General features: G+C 65.2%; 4 protein-coding genes. 3 read left to right on the forward strand and 1 reads right to left on the reverse strand.

What is annotated here, in order from left to right; genetic code table 11:
• Nucleotide 1 precedes the first annotated feature (1 nt).
• Nucleotides 2-742: a thioesterase II family protein gene (locus tag C7A17_RS20120; protein ID WP_106739691.1), complete on the forward strand. Its 741-nt coding sequence runs from the start codon at nucleotides 2-4 to the stop codon at nucleotides 740-742.
• A gap of 32 nt (nucleotides 743-774) precedes the next feature.
• Here the strand turns inward: C7A17_RS20120 and C7A17_RS20125 are convergent, their stop codons facing one another.
• Nucleotides 775-1,728, reverse strand: a complete 954-nt coding sequence (locus C7A17_RS20125; RefSeq protein ID WP_106739694.1) for a siderophore-interacting protein — start codon at nucleotides 1,726-1,728, stop codon at nucleotides 775-777.
• 145 nt (nucleotides 1,729-1,873) lie between these two features.
• Between C7A17_RS20125 and C7A17_RS20130 the strand changes: the two genes are divergently transcribed.
• Both C7A17_RS20130 and C7A17_RS20135 read left to right on the forward strand, forming a co-directional pair.
• Complete coding sequence (locus tag C7A17_RS20130; protein WP_106739696.1) at nucleotides 1,874-12,910, forward strand: non-ribosomal peptide synthase/polyketide synthase; 11,037 nt, start codon at nucleotides 1,874-1,876, stop codon at nucleotides 12,908-12,910.
• 52 nt (nucleotides 12,911-12,962) lie between these two features.
• A complete protein-coding gene (locus tag C7A17_RS20135) occupies nucleotides 12,963-16,283 on the forward strand; it encodes an amino acid adenylation domain-containing protein (protein WP_463604511.1) in 3,321 nt (1,106 codons plus the stop codon).
• Nucleotides 16,284-16,287 lie beyond the last annotated feature (4 nt).

Genomic DNA, 16,287 nt, shown 5'->3' on the forward strand with positions numbered 1-16,287 from the left:
TGTGGGCGCCGTGGATATCTATTGCCTGCCTTACTCCGGTGCCAGCGCCATGGTCTACAGCCGCTGGCGGCGCAAGCTGCCGGACTGGCTGGCGGTACGACCGGTCGAACTGCCGGGGCGGGGTTCTCGTCTCGGTGAGTCGCTGCAGACCGACATGTGCGCCCTGGCCCGGCAGCTGGCCAAGGAGCTGATGCCGGAGCTGCGTCGCCCCTATGCCCTGTTCGGACACAGCCTGGGCGCCTTGCTCGCCTTCGAGCTGACTCACGCCCTGCGCGAGCTGGGTTGTCCGCCGCCGCTCATGCTGTTCGCCTCCGGTACTGCAGCACCGACCCGGCGCGAGGACTACGAGAAGGGTTATACGCAGGCCAAGAGCGACGAAGAGCTGGTCGCTGAGTTACGCGATTTGCAGGGCACCTCGGAAGAGGTGCTGGCCAACCGCGAACTGATGAATCTGACTTTGCCGATCCTGCGCGCCGACTTCCTGATGTGTGGTCGTTACCGCTACCGGCAGCGGCCGCTTCTCGAGCTACCGATCCATGTCCTGGGCGGCAAGTCTGACAGGAGCAGCATGGAGCAGTTGCAGGCCTGGGGCGAGGAAACCGTCTCGGACTTTTCTCTGAGCATGTTCGAAGGCGGACACTTCTTCATTCATGAGCGTGAGTTGCGTGTATTGCAGGTCATCATCGAGCGCCTGTCGTCGCGGCTCGTACCGGTTCGCGGCGGGGTTGCCGAGCACTGTTGATGCAGTGCTCGACGACTCCGCTACATGGCCTGCTAGCCCAGTACCTTGCCTTGGCGCCAGTAGCCCATGAAGCTGGCGCTGCGGCGATCCAGGCCGAACTCCCCGACGAACAGGCGACGAATCGCCATCACTGCCGCCGACTCGCCGGCGACCCAGGCGTAGAACGCCGTGTCGATGGGGTTGGCCAGCTCCCAGGGCAGTTCCCTGTCGATGTCCACCTGGCTCAGGGGCGGCCGGCCGTTCTCGCGGGGTGCGGAGCTGGGCAGGGTGGCCAGCTCGCAAGCGGCTTCGAGCATCCTGTCGCCATGCCCGGCACTGGTGCCTGCGCGTGGCAGCCAGTGCAGGCGGGTCAGCGGGCCGCAGGGCAGTGGTAGGGCGTCCTGCTGCGTGGGGATTTCCACAAAGGCCTGTACCACCGGTGCGTCCTCTCGCTCGGCCAGTTGCTCGACGATGCCGGCAATGGCCGGCAGCGCGGTCTCGTCACCGATCAGCAGCACATGGCGCACGGCGGTTGGTGGTCGCCATTCGTAGCCGCCAGGGTCGCCATGATAGGCGGCGTTGGGCGCTACCAGTTGTACCCGATCACCGGGGCGGGCGTGGGTGGCCCATGCCGAGGCTGGGCCGGTCTCGCCATGCAGGACGAAGTCCACGTCGATTTCACCGGCCTCCGCACGCAGCTCGCGAATGGTGTAGGTGCGCATGGGAGGGCGCCGAGGCTTTTCCAGGGCACGCAGGTTGGCGTGCCAGTCGCCTTGTGTCGGCAGGCTTGGCAGGCTGCCGTCTGGTGCGGGCAGCAGCACCTTGATGCGCTGATCCGGGGCGAGGGTACGCATCTGATCGACCTCCGGGCCGCTGAAGACGAAGCGGGTCAGTGCCGGGCTGAGGACGATGCGCCGTTCCAGGCGCACGTCGAAGAGGCGGTAGGCGCTGGGCCGGGCGAGCCCGACGCGGCGAGCCAGGGTGCGGACTGCACTGGCGATGGACATGGAAAATCCCCCGATGACGATGATGTTCTTCAGGGGACGAGGTGCCCATCTACGGATTTAGCCGGCTAATTCCATCCTCCACTCGTTCGTATTGCTGGTTATAGCGCGAACCGGCTTCACGCCCCACGAATACGGATGACACGAGATGAATGCACAACAGTCCCTGATGCTGGCCCGTCGTTTTATCGAGCTGCCGCTGGAAAAACGCAGGCTGTTTCTCGAAGGGCTGCGCGAGGAAGGGGTCGATTTCTCCCTGCTGCCGATCCCTGCTGGAGTGGCAACCGAGGATCGCGACGCGCCGTCCTACGCCCAGCGGCGCATGTGGTTCCTCTGGCAGTTGGAGCCGCAGAGTGGCGCCTATAACCTGCCGTGTGCGGTACGTCTGCGCGGTGCGCTGGACGAGTCGGCGTTGCAGTGTGCTTTCGCCGATCTGGTGGCTCGTCATGAAACCCTGCGTACGGTATTTCGCCGTCGGGATGACGACAGCCTGTACCTGGCGCCACTGGCGGACGCGCCGCTGATCGAGCACGAGGATCTGAGCGCGCTGGACGTAACGGCGCGCGAGGCGCGTGTGCGTGAGGAGGCCGAGCGCCAGTCCTGGCTGCCCTTCGATCTGCAGCACGGGCCGCTGCTGCGCATTCGTCTGCTACGCCTGGCCGACGACGAGCACGTACTGCTGCTGACCCTGCACCACATCGTCGCCGATGGCTGGTCGATGAACCTGTTGATCGACGAGCTGGCCCGTCTCTACGACGGCCACGCCCTGGGTGCGGCGATGGAGTTGCCGGCGCTGCCAATCCAGTACGCCGACTACGCCCTTTGGCAGCGCCGCTGGCTGGAGGCCGGCGAGCAGGCGCGGCAACTGGACTACTGGCGCGCGCACCTGGGCGATGACCACACCCCGCTGGCACTGCCGACCGACCGACCACGCCCGGCCGTGGCCAGCCATCGCGGCACACGCCATGAGTTCGCCGTCGATGCCGAGCTGGCCGAGGGCCTGCGTGGCCTGGCCCGGGCGCAAGGCATCAGCCTGTTCATGCTGTTGCTGGGCAGCTTCGGCATCCTCCTGCAACGCTACAGCGGGCAGGCGGACATCCGCGTCGGCGTGCCCATCGCCAACCGCACCCGCAGCGAAACCGAAGGGCTGATCGGCTTCTTCGTCAACACCCAGGTGCTGCGCCTGCGTCTGGATGGGCAGCTCGGAATGGAGGCCTACCTGCAGCGCATCCGCGAGATCACCCTGGGCGCGCAGGATCATCAGGAACTGCCCTTCGAGCGCCTGGTCGAGGCTTTCGATCTGCAACGCAGCCTGAGCCACAACCCGCTGTTCCAGGTGATGTACAACCACCAGCCGCAGGTGGCCGATATCAGCGCGCTGCAAACGGCGTCCGGGCTGACCTTCAGCCTGATCGACTGGCGCAGCCGCACCACCCAGTTCGACCTCACCCTGGATACCTACGAGCGCGGCGGCAAGCTGCACGCGGCGCTGACCTACGCCGAGGATCTGTTCGATGCCGCCAGCATCGAGCGCATGGCGCACCACCTGGGCAACCTGTGGCGGGCCATGGTCGCGCAGCCCGCGCGCAGCCTCGCCGAGCTGCCGATGCTCGACGACAGCGAGCGCCATCTGCTGATCGCGGGCTGGAACGCCACCGCCAGCGACTACCCGCTGCAACGCGGCGTGCACCAGTTGTTCGAGGAACAGGCTGCACGCACGCCGACGGCGCCGGCCTTGGCCTTCGGCGAGCAGCGCCTGGATTACGCCGCGCTGAACCGCCAGGCCAACCGCCTGGCGCATGCCCTGATCGAGCGAGGTGTGGGGCCGGACAGCCTGGTCGGCGTGGCCATGGAGCGTTCCGTGGAGATGGTCGTCGCCCTGCTGGCGATCCTCAAGGCCGGCGGTGCCTACGTGCCGGTTGATCCTGAGTACCCCATCGAGCGCCAGGCCTACATGCTCGAAGACAGCGGCGTGAAGCTGCTGCTGTGCCAGTCGCACCTGCAACTGCCGCTGGCCGAGGGCGTGCAGCGTATCGACCTGGATCAGGCCGGCGACTGGCTGCACGGCTATGGCGAAGACAATCCGGGTGTCGAGCTGGATGGCGAAAACCTCGCTTACGTCATCTACACCTCCGGCTCTACCGGCAAGCCCAAAGGCGCCGGCAACCGTCACTCGGCACTGACCAACCGCCTGTGCTGGATGCAGCAGGCCTATGGCCTGGGCGCCGGCGATACGGTGTTGCAGAAGACGCCGTTCAGCTTCGACGTTTCGGTGTGGGAGTTCTTCTGGCCGCTGATGACCGGTGCGCGCCTGGTGGTTGCTGCACCGGGCGATCATCGCGACCCGGCGAAGCTGGTGGAAACCATCAACCGCGAAAGCGTCACCACGCTGCACTTCGTGCCGTCGATGCTGCAGGCCTTCCTGCAGGACGAAAACGTCGCCTCCTGCAGCAGCCTGCAACGCATCGTCTGCAGTGGCGAGGCGCTGCCAGCCGATGCCCAGCAGCAGGTGTTCGCCAAGCTGCCGCAGGCGGCGCTGTACAACCTCTACGGCCCGACCGAAGCGGCTATCGACGTCACCCACTGGACGTGCGTGGAGGAGGGCAAGGACGCGGTGCCGATCGGCAAACCGATTGCCAACCTGGCTTGCTACATCCTCGACGGCAACCTCGAGCCGGTGCCGGTGGGTGTGCTGGGCGAGCTGTACCTGGCCGGCCAGGGCCTGGCCCGTGGTTATCACCAACGTCCGGCGCTGACCGCCGAACGCTTCGTCGCCAGCCCATTCGTTGCGGGCGAGCGCCTGTACCGCAGCGGCGACCTGGCCCGTTATCGGGCTGACGGGGTGATCGAATACGCCGGGCGTATCGACCACCAGGTCAAACTGCGTGGCCTGCGTATCGAACTGGGCGAGATCGAGGCACGCCTGCTGGAACACCCGCAGGTGCGCGAAGCGGCGGTGCTGGCGGTCGATGGCAAGCAACTGGTCGGCTATGTGGTGCTGGCCGAGGAAAGCCAAGGCTGGCGCGAAACCCTGGCCACGCACCTGGCGGCGAGCCTGCCGGAATACATGGTGCCGACGCAGTGGCTGGCACTTGAGCGGATGCCGCTGAGTGCCAATGGCAAGCTGGAACGCAAGGCGCTGCCACGGCCCGACGCCAGCATGGCGCAGCACGCATACGTGGCGCCGCAGAACGAGATCGAGCAGCGCCTCGCGGCGATCTGGCAAGACGTGCTGGGCCGCGAGCGCATCGGCCGCGACGACAACTTCTTCGAGCTGGGTGGCGACTCCATCGTCTCCATCCAGGTGGTCAGCCGGGCGCGCCAGGCCGGCATCCGCTTCACCCCCAAGGATCTGTTCCGTTACCAGACGGTGCGCAGCCTGGCGGCGGTGGCCGAGGTCGGCGACGACGCCCCGCTGGAGCAGGGCGCGGTCGTCGGCGAGGTGGCGCTGACGCCGGTGCAGCATGGCTTCTTCGAGCAGGATATCGCCCGCCGCGAGCACTGGAACCAGTCGCTGCTGCTCAAACCGCGCGCACCTCTGCAAGCGGCGCAGGTGGAGGCCGCGATCGCGCGGCTGATCGAGCAGCACGATGCCTTGCGTCTGCGTTTTACCAACAGCGCGCAAGGCTGGCAGCAAGTGCATGCACCGTTACCGCTGCCCGCGCCGTTCTGGCATTGCCAGGCGGCCAACGGCGAGGCGCTGGCGGCCATCTGCGACGAGGCGCAACGCAGCCTGAACCTGGCCGAGGGGCCGCTGCTGCGGGCGGTGCTGGTGGACATGGCCGATGGCTCGCAGCGCCTGCTGCTGGCGATCCATCACCTGGTGGTGGATGGCGTGTCCTGGCGCATCCTGCTGGAAGACCTGCAGGCGTTGTTCAGCGAGGCGGATATCGCCCTGCCGGCCAAGACCAGTTCCTACCAGGCCTGGTCGGCGCGCCTGCAGGCGTTCGCCCATGAGCCCAGCTTGGCCGGCGAACTGGACTACTGGCGGCAGACCCTGGCCGACGCGCCGAGCGATCTGCCCTGCGACAACCCCGAGGGCAGCCTGCGCAATGCCCAGGCCGAGAAAATCACCCTGACCCTCGACGGCGAGTCGACCCGTCAGTTGCTGCAGGACGCCCCCGGCGCCTACCGCACCCAGGTGGGCGACCTGCTGCTCACCGCGCTGGCGCGGGCCGTCACCCGCTGGAGTGGTGCCGACTCGGCGCTGGTGCAACTGGAAGGTCATGGCCGCGAAGAGCTGTTCGCGGGCATCGACCTGACCCGTACCGTTGGCTGGTTCACCAGCATGTTCCCGGTCAGGCTCACCCCCGGCAGCGATCTGCCCGGCTCGATCAAGACGATCAAGGAACAGTTGCGCGCGGTGCCGAGCAAAGGCCTGGGCTTCGGCGTGCTGCGCTACCTAGGCGCTGCCGAGGTACAGGCCGAACTGGCCGCGCTGGCGCAGCCGCGCATCACCTTCAACTACCTCGGCCAGTTCGATGGCCAGTTCGACCAGCGTGCGCTGTTCGTCCCGGCCAGCGAATCCCCAGGGTGTGCTCAGGACGAGCAGGCGCCGCTGGCCAACTGGCTGAGCATCGAGGGCCAGATCTATGGCGGCGAACTGAGCCTGCACTGGACGTTCAGCCGCGAGATGTTCGCCGAGGCGACCGTGCAGCGCCTGGTCGAGGACTACCGCCGGGAACTGGCGGCGCTGATCGAGCATTGCGTGCAGAACATCGGTGCCGGCGCCACACCCTCGGACTTCCCGCTGGTCAGCCTGAGCCAGGAGCGCCTGGACGCCTTGCCCGTACCGGTGGCGCAGATCGAGGACATCTACCCGCTGTCGTCGATGCAGCAGGGGCTGCTTATGCACACACTGCTGGAGCCGCATTCCGGCATCTACTTCATGCAGGATCGCTACTGCATCGACAGCAACATCGACCTGGAACGCTTCCGCAGTGCCTGGCAAGCGGTGATCCAGCGCCACGATGCGTTGCGCGCCTCGTTCGACCTCGACGCCCATGGCGACATGCTGCAGATCATCCACCGTCAGGTCCCGCTGCGCCTGGATTACCTGGACTGGAGCGGGCGTCCGCTGGAGCAGCACGAGGCCGACCTGCAACGGCTGCTGGAGCAGGAACGCCAGCAGGGCTTCGACCTGCTGGCGCGGCCGCCTTTCAGCCTGCGCCTGATCCGCCGTGCGCCGCAGCAATACTGGTTCATCCTCAGCAACCACCACATCCTGATCGATGCCTGGTGCCGCTCGCTGCTGCTGCAGGACTTCTTCACCCTGTACCAGGGCAAGCCCATCGCGCCGCCTGCCGCGCGCTACCGTGACTTCATTGCCTGGCTGCAGGAGCAGGGCGAGGAGGCGGCGATCCAGGCCTGGCGCGAGGAGCTGCAAGGTGTCGAGCAGCCGACCTGGCTGCCTTACGACCGTATGCCGCAGCGCCAGGGCGGGCAGTCGCAAATCGGCGACCGCTACCTGCAATTGCAGGCTGAGGAAGGCCGCGCGCTGCGCGAGCTGGCCCAGCGCTATCAACTGACGGTCAATACCTTCACCCAGGCCGCCTGGGCCCTGGTGATGCAGCGCTACAGCGGTGACAGCGACGTGCTGTTCGGCGTCACCGTGGCCGGCCGCCCGGTAAGCCGCCCGGAGATGCAGGACACCGTCGGCCTGTTCATCAACAGCATCCCGCTGCGCGTGCGGATGCCGCAGTCCGGCAGTGTCCGCCAGTGGCTGCAGGCGCTGTTCGAGCACAACCTGGCCCTGCGCGAGCACGAGCACCTGCCGCTGCTGAAGATCCAGGCGTGCAGCGCCATCGGCGGCAACCAGCAACTGTTCGACAGCCTCTTCGTGTTCGAGAACGCACCGTTGGAAAGCTCGGTGGTCAGTGGCGCGCAGGAGCTCAGTGCGATCGCCGACAGCGCCCGCACCCACACCAACTACCCGCTGACAGTGGTGATCTACCCGGGCGACGAGCTGGGCCTGCACCTGTCCTACGACCAGCGCTACTTCGACGAGGCGACCATCGACCGCCTGCTGCGCGACATGAAGGTCGCCCTGGATGCCCTGGTCAGTGGCTTCCACGACGAGTTCACCGCTCTGCGCCTGCTCTCCGAGGACGACCGCCAGCAGTTGCTCGAAGCCTGCAACCAGACCGCGTGCGACTACCCGCTGGAGCAGGGTTACGTGCGCCTGTTCGAGGCCAGCGTGGCGCGCCATGCCGAGCGCATCGCTGCGTCCTGCCTGGATCGGCGCTGGAGCTACGGCGAACTGAACCAGTTGGCCAATCGCGCCGGCCATGCGCTGATCGCGGCCGGTGTGCAGATCGACCAGCCCGTCGCGCTGCTGGCTGAACGCGATCTGCCGCTGCTCGGCATGATCATCGGCAGCTTCAAGGCCGGCGCCGGCTATCTGCCGCTCGATCCGCACCTGCCGGACGAACGCCTGCTGCGCTTGCTGGAGCTGAGTCGCACGCCGGTGCTGTTCTGCAGCCAGGCTTGCGTCGAGCGCGCGCGTCAGTTGCTCGAGCTGTTGCCGGCCGGCAGCGTGCCGCGTCTGCTGGTATGGGAGGACGTCCAGGCGGGCGAAGGCCCGCAACATGACCCGCACATCTACGTCGGCGCGCGCCACCTGGCCTATGTGATCTACACCTCCGGTTCCACCGGCACGCCGAAAGGCGTACTGGTGGAGCAGGGCGGCATGCTCAACAACCAGTTGAGCAAGCTGCCTTACCTGGGTTTGGACGAGCATGACGTCATCGCCCAGACCGCTTCGCAGAGCTTCGATATCTCGGTCTGGCAGTTCCTCACTGCGGCGCTATGTGGCGCACGGGTGGACATCGTGCCGCAGGCCATCGCTCAGGAGCCGGCGGCCCTGCTGGCCCATGTCCATGAGACGGGCATCAGCGTACTGGAAAGCGTACCGTCGCTGATTCAGGGGCTACTGGACGAGCCGCAGGTCACCCTCGGTAGCCTGCGCTGGCTGCTGCCCACTGGCGAGGCGATGCCCCCGGAACTGGCCCGACGTTGGTTGCAGCGTTACCCGGATATAGGCCTGGTCAACGCCTATGGCCCGGCCGAATGCTCGGACGACGTGGCGCTTTACCGCGTGGAGATGGACACCACGCATGGCGTCTGTCTGCCGATAGGCAGCCCGACCGACAACAACCGCCTGTACCTGCTCGACGGTGACCTGCTGCCCGTACCTGTTGGCGCGGTGGGCGAGTTGTGCGTGACGGGCACCGGGGTCGGTCGTGGCTACCTGGGTGACCCGGCACGTACGGCCGTGGCCTACCTGCCAGATCCTTTCGCCGTTGAGTCGGGAGGGCGTCTGTATCGCACCGGCGATCTCGGTCGGCGTCGTAACGATGGCCTGCTGGAATACGTGGGGCGTGGCGACCATCAGGTCAAGGTGCGCGGTTTCCGTATCGAACTGGGCGAAATCACCGCCCACCTGCTGGAGCTGGACGCCGTGCGCGATGCTGCGGTCGACGTCTACGACAGTGCAACCGGCAAGGCCCTGGTGGGCTATGTGGTGCCGGCCTCGCCAGAGCTGTCGGCGGAAGCGCTGCGTGACAGCCTGCGCGCAGGGCTGCTCCAGCGGCTGCCGGAATACATGGTGCCGCAGCAGTGGCTGTTCCTCGACGCGCTGCCGTTGACACCGAACGGCAAGCTGGATCGCAAGGCGCTGCCGAAACCGGACGCCAGCCAATCGCAGCGAGCCTTCGTGGCACCACGCAGCGAGCTGGAGCAACGGATCGCCGACATCTGGCAGGACGTGCTCAAGCTGGAGCGTGTTGGCCTGAGCGACGACTTCTTCGAACTGGGTGGTCACTCTTTGCTGGCGACTCAGGTGGTCTCCCGGGTTCGCCATGCCCTGAACATCGACCTGCCGCTGCGCAGCCTGTTCGAAGCGCCGCAGCTCGCTGATTTCATGGCGAACATCGAGCAGGCAGCGGGTGCCAGTGCGCCAGCGCTGGTGCGCGTGGCGCGGGATAAACCGCTGGCATTGTCTTACGCGCAGCAGCGCCAGTGGTTCCTCTGGCAACTGGAGCCTACCAGTGCGGCCTACCATATTCCTGCGGCGTTGCGCCTGAAGGGTGATCTGGATATCGAGGCACTGCGGTGCAGCTTCGAGCACCTGATCGAGCGACACGAAACCTTGCGTACCTGTTTCCGTCAGGAGGGAGAGACGGCGATCCAGGTGATTCAGCCGAATATCGCGTTCGAACTGCCTTGCGATGCGTTGGAGGATGAGGGCGATATCCAGGCTCGGGTCGAGGCAGAGATTCAGCGACCTTTCGACTTGGAGCACAGCCCACTGCTGCGGGTAAAGCTGCTGCGCCTGGCATCGGATGATCATGTGCTGGTGCTGACGATGCACCACATCGTTTCCGATGGCTGGTCGATGCCGGTGATGGTCGATGAGCTGATCGCTCTCTACGAGGGCTATCGCCAGGGGCAGGCCGTGGAGTTGCCGGCATTGCCGATCCAGTACGCCGACTATGCGATCTGGCAGCGCAACTGGATGGAAGCTGGTGAGCGCGAGCGGCAACTGAGCTACTGGAAGGCGCAGTTGGGTGACGAACAGCCGGTACTGGAATTGCCGACTGACCGGCCGCGTCCGGCGGTGCAGAACCATGCCGGCGCCAGCCTGAATATCGAGCTGAGTGATGAGCTGTGCCAGTCGCTGAAGCGTCTGGCGCAAGAGCAGGGGGTTACCCTGTTCATGTTGCTGCTGGCCAGCTTCCAGACGCTGCTGCACCGTTACTCGGGACAGAGCGACATCCGTGTCGGCGTACCGATCGCCAACCGCACGCGAGTAGAGACCGAGCGGTTGATCGGCTTCTTCGTCAACACCCAGGTGCTGAAGGCCGAGTTCGACCTGAATACCCGCTTCGATGCCTTGTTGCAGCAGGTCAAGCGCACTGCACTAGAAGCGCAGGCTCATCAGGATCTGCCGTTCGAGCAACTGGTGGAGGCGCTGCAGCCACAGCGCAGCCTGAGTCACAGTCCGTTGTTCCAGGTGATGTACAACCACCAGAGTGCGGGTAAGGATGCAACGCTGGAACTGCCGGAGCTGTGCGTGGAGGTGCTGGGGCGCAGCAGTGCCACGGCGCAGTTCGATCTGACTCTGGATACCTACGAAAGCGGCGATGGCTTAAGCGCATCGTTGATCTACGCCACCAGCCTGTTCGAACGGGAGACGGTGGAGCGCCTGGCGCTGCACTGGCGCAACCTGCTGGAGGCTATCTGCCGGGAGGCGGGGCAGCGTGTCGGCGAACTGGCGCTGCTGGCGCCTGTCGAGCTGGATCTGTTGCTGGAGCGTTGGGATCAGTCTGGGCTGGACTATCCGAAGCAACCGTTCGTTCATCAGTTGATCTCTGAGCAGGCGCGACGCGTGCCGGAAGCCATCGCGGTGCTGTTCGGCGAGCAGCGTCTGAGCTACGCCGAACTCGACAGCCAGGCCAACCGTATGGCCCAGCGTCTGGTGGAACTGGGCGTGGGGCCTGAGGTTCGGGTGGCCATCGCCATGCGCCGCTCGGCGGAAATCATGGTGGCCTTCCTGGCCGTGCTCAAGGCCGGCGGTGCCTACGTGCCGCTGGACATCGCCTATCCAGCAGAGCGCCTGCGCTACATGCTGGAGGACTGCGGCGCGGCCCTGGTGCTGAGCCAGCTCGACGTGCTCGAGCGCCTGCCGCTACCTGCCGGCCTGGCGAGCCTGGCGGTGGACGACCCAGGCCAATGGCAGGATCGTCCGGATTGGGCGCCTGTGGTGGCGCTGGCCGAGGAAAACCTGGCCTACGTGATCTACACCTCCGGTTCGACCGGTCTGCCCAAGGGCGTGGCGGTATCCCACGGGCCACTGGTGTCGCATATCCGCGCGACTGGCGAGCGCTACGAGACGAGCCCGGCGGATTGCGAGTTGCATTTCATGTCGTTCGCCTTCGACGGCGCCCATGAGGGCTGGATGCACCCGCTGATCAACGGCGCGCGCGTGCTGGTGCGTGACGACAGTCTGTGGTTGCCGGAGGAAACCTATGCGCAGATGCACCGTCATGGGGTGACGATCGGGGTATTCCCACCGGTGTATCTGCAGCAACTGGCTGAGTACGCCGAGCGTGATGGAAATCCGCCGCCTGTGCGCATCTACTGCTTCGGTGGTGACGCGGTTCCCCAGGCCAGCTACGAGCTGGCCTGGGAAAGCCTGCAGCCGGACTACCTGTTCAACGGCTACGGCCCGACCGAGACGGTGGTCACCCCGCTGCTGTGGAAGGCGCGTCCGCAAGAACCCTGCGGTGCGGCCTATGCCCCGATCGGAACCCTTCTCGGCAGACGCCGTGGCTATATCCTGGATGCCGACCTCAATCTTTTGCCACAGGGCCTGGCGGGCGAGCTGTTCCTGGGCGGAGAAGGCGTGGCGCGGGAATACCTGGGCCGTCCAGCATTGACCGCCGAACGTTTCGTTCCGGATCCGTATGGCAATGGCGAGCGGGTCTATCGCAGCGGCGACCTGACTCGAGAGCGTGCCGATGGCCTGGTGGACTACCTGGGGCGTGTTGATCTACAGGTGAAGATTCGCGGTTTTCGAATCGAGCTGGGTGAGATCGAGGCACGCCTGCTGGAGCAGGAAATCGTGCGCGAAGCGGTAGTACTGGCCCGTGACGACGCGAGTGGCAAGCAACTGGTGGGCTATGTAGTGCCACAGGATGTCGCGGTTCTGGAGAGCGAGAATCACAGCGCCCTGCGTGAAGTGTTGAAGTTGGCGCTCAAGGCGAGCCTGCCGGAATACATGCTGCCGACGCAGTGGGTGTTCCTGGAGACGCTGCCGCTGACGCCCAATGGCAAGCTGGATCGCAAGGCGCTGCCGACGCCGGATGCCAGCGACGGCCAGCAACTCTACGTTGAACCAGTGACGGAGCTGGAGCACAAGCTGGCGGCGATCTGGGCGGACGTGCTGAAGCTTGAGCGGGTCGGGATGGCCGACAACTTCTTCGAGCTCGGGGGGCATTCGTTGCTGGCGACCCAGGTCACGGCGCGCATCCATGCCGAGTTGGACATGAACGCGCCCTTGGTTCTGCTGTTCCAGGCCGAGACCCTGCAGGCCTATGCGACTTCGCTTGAAGGCTACACACCTACCGACGCAGCCGATTTCGATGAGCTGCGGGCATTTATGAGCGAGCTCGAGGCCGTCTGATATGAATCTCAACAACAATGCCGACCTTGCCCGGCGTTTCGCCGGGCTGCCTTTGCCGCAGCGTGAACTGTTCTATCGGCGGTTGTGCGCCAAGGGGATCAGCTTCCTGCAAATGCCCATTACTCGTATGTGTGAGGGCGCGGGAGCGAGGCCACTGTCCTATGCACAGCAACGCCAGTGGTTTCTCTGGCAACTGGAGCCTGGCAGCGCGGCTTACCATATTCCGGCAGCCCTGCGCCTGCGTGGCGAGCTCGATATCGAGGCGCTGAAGCGGAGCTTTGCCGCATTGGTCGAGCGTCATGAAGGGCTGCGCACCACTTTCCGCCAGGAGGGCGACGAGACCCAGCAGGTGGTTCACGACCATCTGCCGCTGGAGATACGCGAGCAGAGCCTTGGCGCAGTGGACGAGGCTGCGCTCATGACACGGATCGAGGAAGAGGTTCGGGTGCCGTTCGATCTGGAGCACGGCCCGCTGCTGCGCGTGAAGCTGCTGCGCCTGGCGCCTGACGATCATGTGCTGGTGCTGACGATGCACCATATCGTCTCTGATGGCTGGTCGACGCCGATCATGGTAGCCGAGCTGATGCAGCTCTACGCAGGCTATCGGGAGGGGCGGCGAGTGGAGCTGGAGCCACTGCCGATCCAGTACGCCGATTATGCCGTGTGGCAGCGCGGCTGGATGGAAGCCGGTGAGCGCGAGCGGCAACTGGGTTATTGGCGGCAGCAACTGGGCGGCGAGCAGCCGGTGCTGGAACTGCCGACCGACCGTCCGCGTCCGGCGGTGCAGAGTACTGCCGGTGATAGCCTGCAGGTGGAACTGGGCGAGGAGCTGGGCCGCTCGCTGAAGCAAGTAGCGCAGCAGCATGGCGTGACCTTGTTCATGCTGATGCTGGCCAGCTTCCAGACGCTGCTGCACCGTTACTCGGGACAGAACGACATCCGCGTCGGTGTACCGATCGCCAACCGCACGCGGGTAGAGACCGAGCGGTTGATCGGCTTCTTCGTCAACACCCAGGTGCTGAAGGCCGAGTTCGACCTGGATACCCGCTTCGATGCCTTGCTGCAGCAGGTCAAGCGCACTGCACTGGAAGCGCAAGCTCATCAGGATCTGCCGTTCGAGCAACTGGTGGAGGCGCTGCAGCCACAGCGCAGCCTGAGTCACAGTCCGTTGTTCCAGGTGATGTACAACCACCAGGCTGCGGGTAAGGATGCAACGCTGGAATTGCCGGGGCTGTACGTGGAGGTGCTGGGGCGCAGCAGTGCCACGGCGCAGTTCGATCTGACTCTGGATACCTACGAAAGCGACGATGGCTTAAGCGCATCGTTGATCTACGCCACCAGCCTGTTCGAACGGGAGACGGTGGAGCGCCTGGCGCTGCACTGGCGCAACCTGCTGGAGGCTATCTGCCGGGACGCGGGGCAACGTGTCGGCGAACTGGCGCTGCTGGATGAGGCGGAGCACGCCCGCTTGGCCCTAGGCTACCAATCCGCCCCGAGCGCCGAGCCTGCCTGCCTGCATCCGCTGGTCGAGAACCAGGCAGCCCGAACGCCGAATGCGACGGCGCTGGCTTGCGGCGAAGCTGAACTCAGCTATTGGGAGCTGAACCGGCGAGCCAACGTCCTGGCGCACAGACTACGGGCCGAAGGTATCGGTCCGGACGTGCTGGTGGGCATCGCCGCACAACGCAATCTGGAACTGGTGGTGGCGTTGCTGGCGGTGCTGAAGGCCGGCGGTACCTATGTACCGATGGATCCGAGCTATCCCGCTGAGCGCTTGGCCTTTCTCGCGGCAGACAGCGGGATTGGTCTGCTGCTGACACAGCGCTCTTTGCTGGAGCATCTGCCATTCGGTGAGCGCCTGACGAGCCTGTGTCTGGACGACCTGAATCTGTTTCAGGGTACTCCAGCGGCGTGGGATGAGAACCCGGAGAACCGTACTTGCCCTGAGCACCTGGCCTACGTGATCTATACCTCCGGGTCTACCGGGAGACCGAAAGGGGTGGGCATTACCCATGGTGCGCTGGTCAACCACATGTGCTGGATGCAGCAGCGCTTCCAGTTGGCGGCGCATGAGCGAGTATTGCAGCGGACTTCGACCAGCTTCGATGCTTCGGTGTGGGAATTTTGGCTACCGCTGATTTCCGGTGCGCGCCTGCACCTGGCGCCGGTGGAGCTGGGCACATCGCTGGAGCGCCTCTGGGCACTGGTCGAAGAACAACGGATCAACGTGCTGCAAATGCCACCATCGCTGTTGCAGGCGCTGCTGCCGTTCGCAGACGAAAATCAGTTGGACTCGCTGCGACTGCTCTGCTGTGGCGGCGAAGCGCTGAGCGGTGCGCTGCTGGAGCAACTGGGGCGGCGCTGGAATGGCGAGCTGGTCAATCTCTATGGGCCGACCGAGGCCACCATCGATGCCTGTTGCTTCTCGACACCTGTACAGAAGGCAGGGCCGAGTGTTCCGATCGGGGCACCCATTGCCGGGGTTCGTATGCGCATCCTTGATAATGCGGGCGGCGTCTGTCCACCCGGCTGTCGGGGGGAGCTGCTGATTGCCGGTGCCGCGTTGGCGCGTGGCTACCTCGGGCGTCCTGGCCTGACCGCAGAACGCTTCGTCCCTGACCCCTATGGTACCGGTGAGCGCATCTACCGCACCGGCGACCTGGCGAAACTGGGTAGCGACGGACTGCTCGAATATCTCGGGCGCCTGGATCATCAAGTGAAGATTCGTGGATTCCGTATCGAACTGGGAGAGATCGAGGTACGCCTGCTGGAGCAGGTGGGCGTACGCGAGGCAGTCGTACTGACCAGCGACAGCGCCAGCGGCAAGCAGTTACTGGCATACATAGTGCCGACAGATGTCGCGGTACTGGAGGGCGAGCGGCGCATGGCCTTGCGCGACTCGTTGAAGGCTGTGCTCAGGGGTGTGCTGCCGGAGTACATGGTGCCGAACCAATGGTTGTTCCTGGAGGCGATGCCCCTGTTGCCCAATGGCAAGCTCGACCGTAAGGCGCTGCCCGCGCCGGACAGCAGCGAGAGCCAGCCGCTCTACATGGCGCCGAAAACGGATCTGGAGCAGAGCCTGGCGGCGATCTGGGCTGAAGTGCTGAAGCTGGAGCGGGTCGGTCGGTCGGACAATTTTTTCGAACTGGGCGGGCATTCACTGTTGGCTACCCAGGTACTGGTGCGCGTTCGCGAGCAGCTGCGGCTCGAAATGGCGTTGAAGGAATTGTTCGAATTTCCGGTGCTGGCCGAGCTGGCTCGCCAACTGCAAGGGCGCAATTGCGTCGATGCCTCTGTTCAGGATGAGTTGGCTAAATCCCTGGAGGCCCTCAAACGTCTTACTACCGAGGAAATAGATGCGCTGACGTCTTAAGGAG

This window comes from Pseudomonas mendocina (genome assembly GCF_003008615.1).
In the GTDB taxonomy this organism is placed as follows: domain Bacteria; phylum Pseudomonadota; class Gammaproteobacteria; order Pseudomonadales; family Pseudomonadaceae; genus Aquipseudomonas; species Aquipseudomonas mendocina_C.

Bases quoted from the DNA above. Each gene is read 5' to 3' on its own strand.
- C7A17_RS20125 (WP_106739694.1), bottom strand. From the start codon at position 1,728: ATGTCCATCGCCAGTGCAGTCCGCACCCTGGCTCGCCGCGTCGGGCTC.
- C7A17_RS20130 (WP_106739696.1), top strand. From the start codon at position 1,874: ATGAATGCACAACAGTCCCTGATGCTGGCCCGTCGTTTTATCGAGCTG.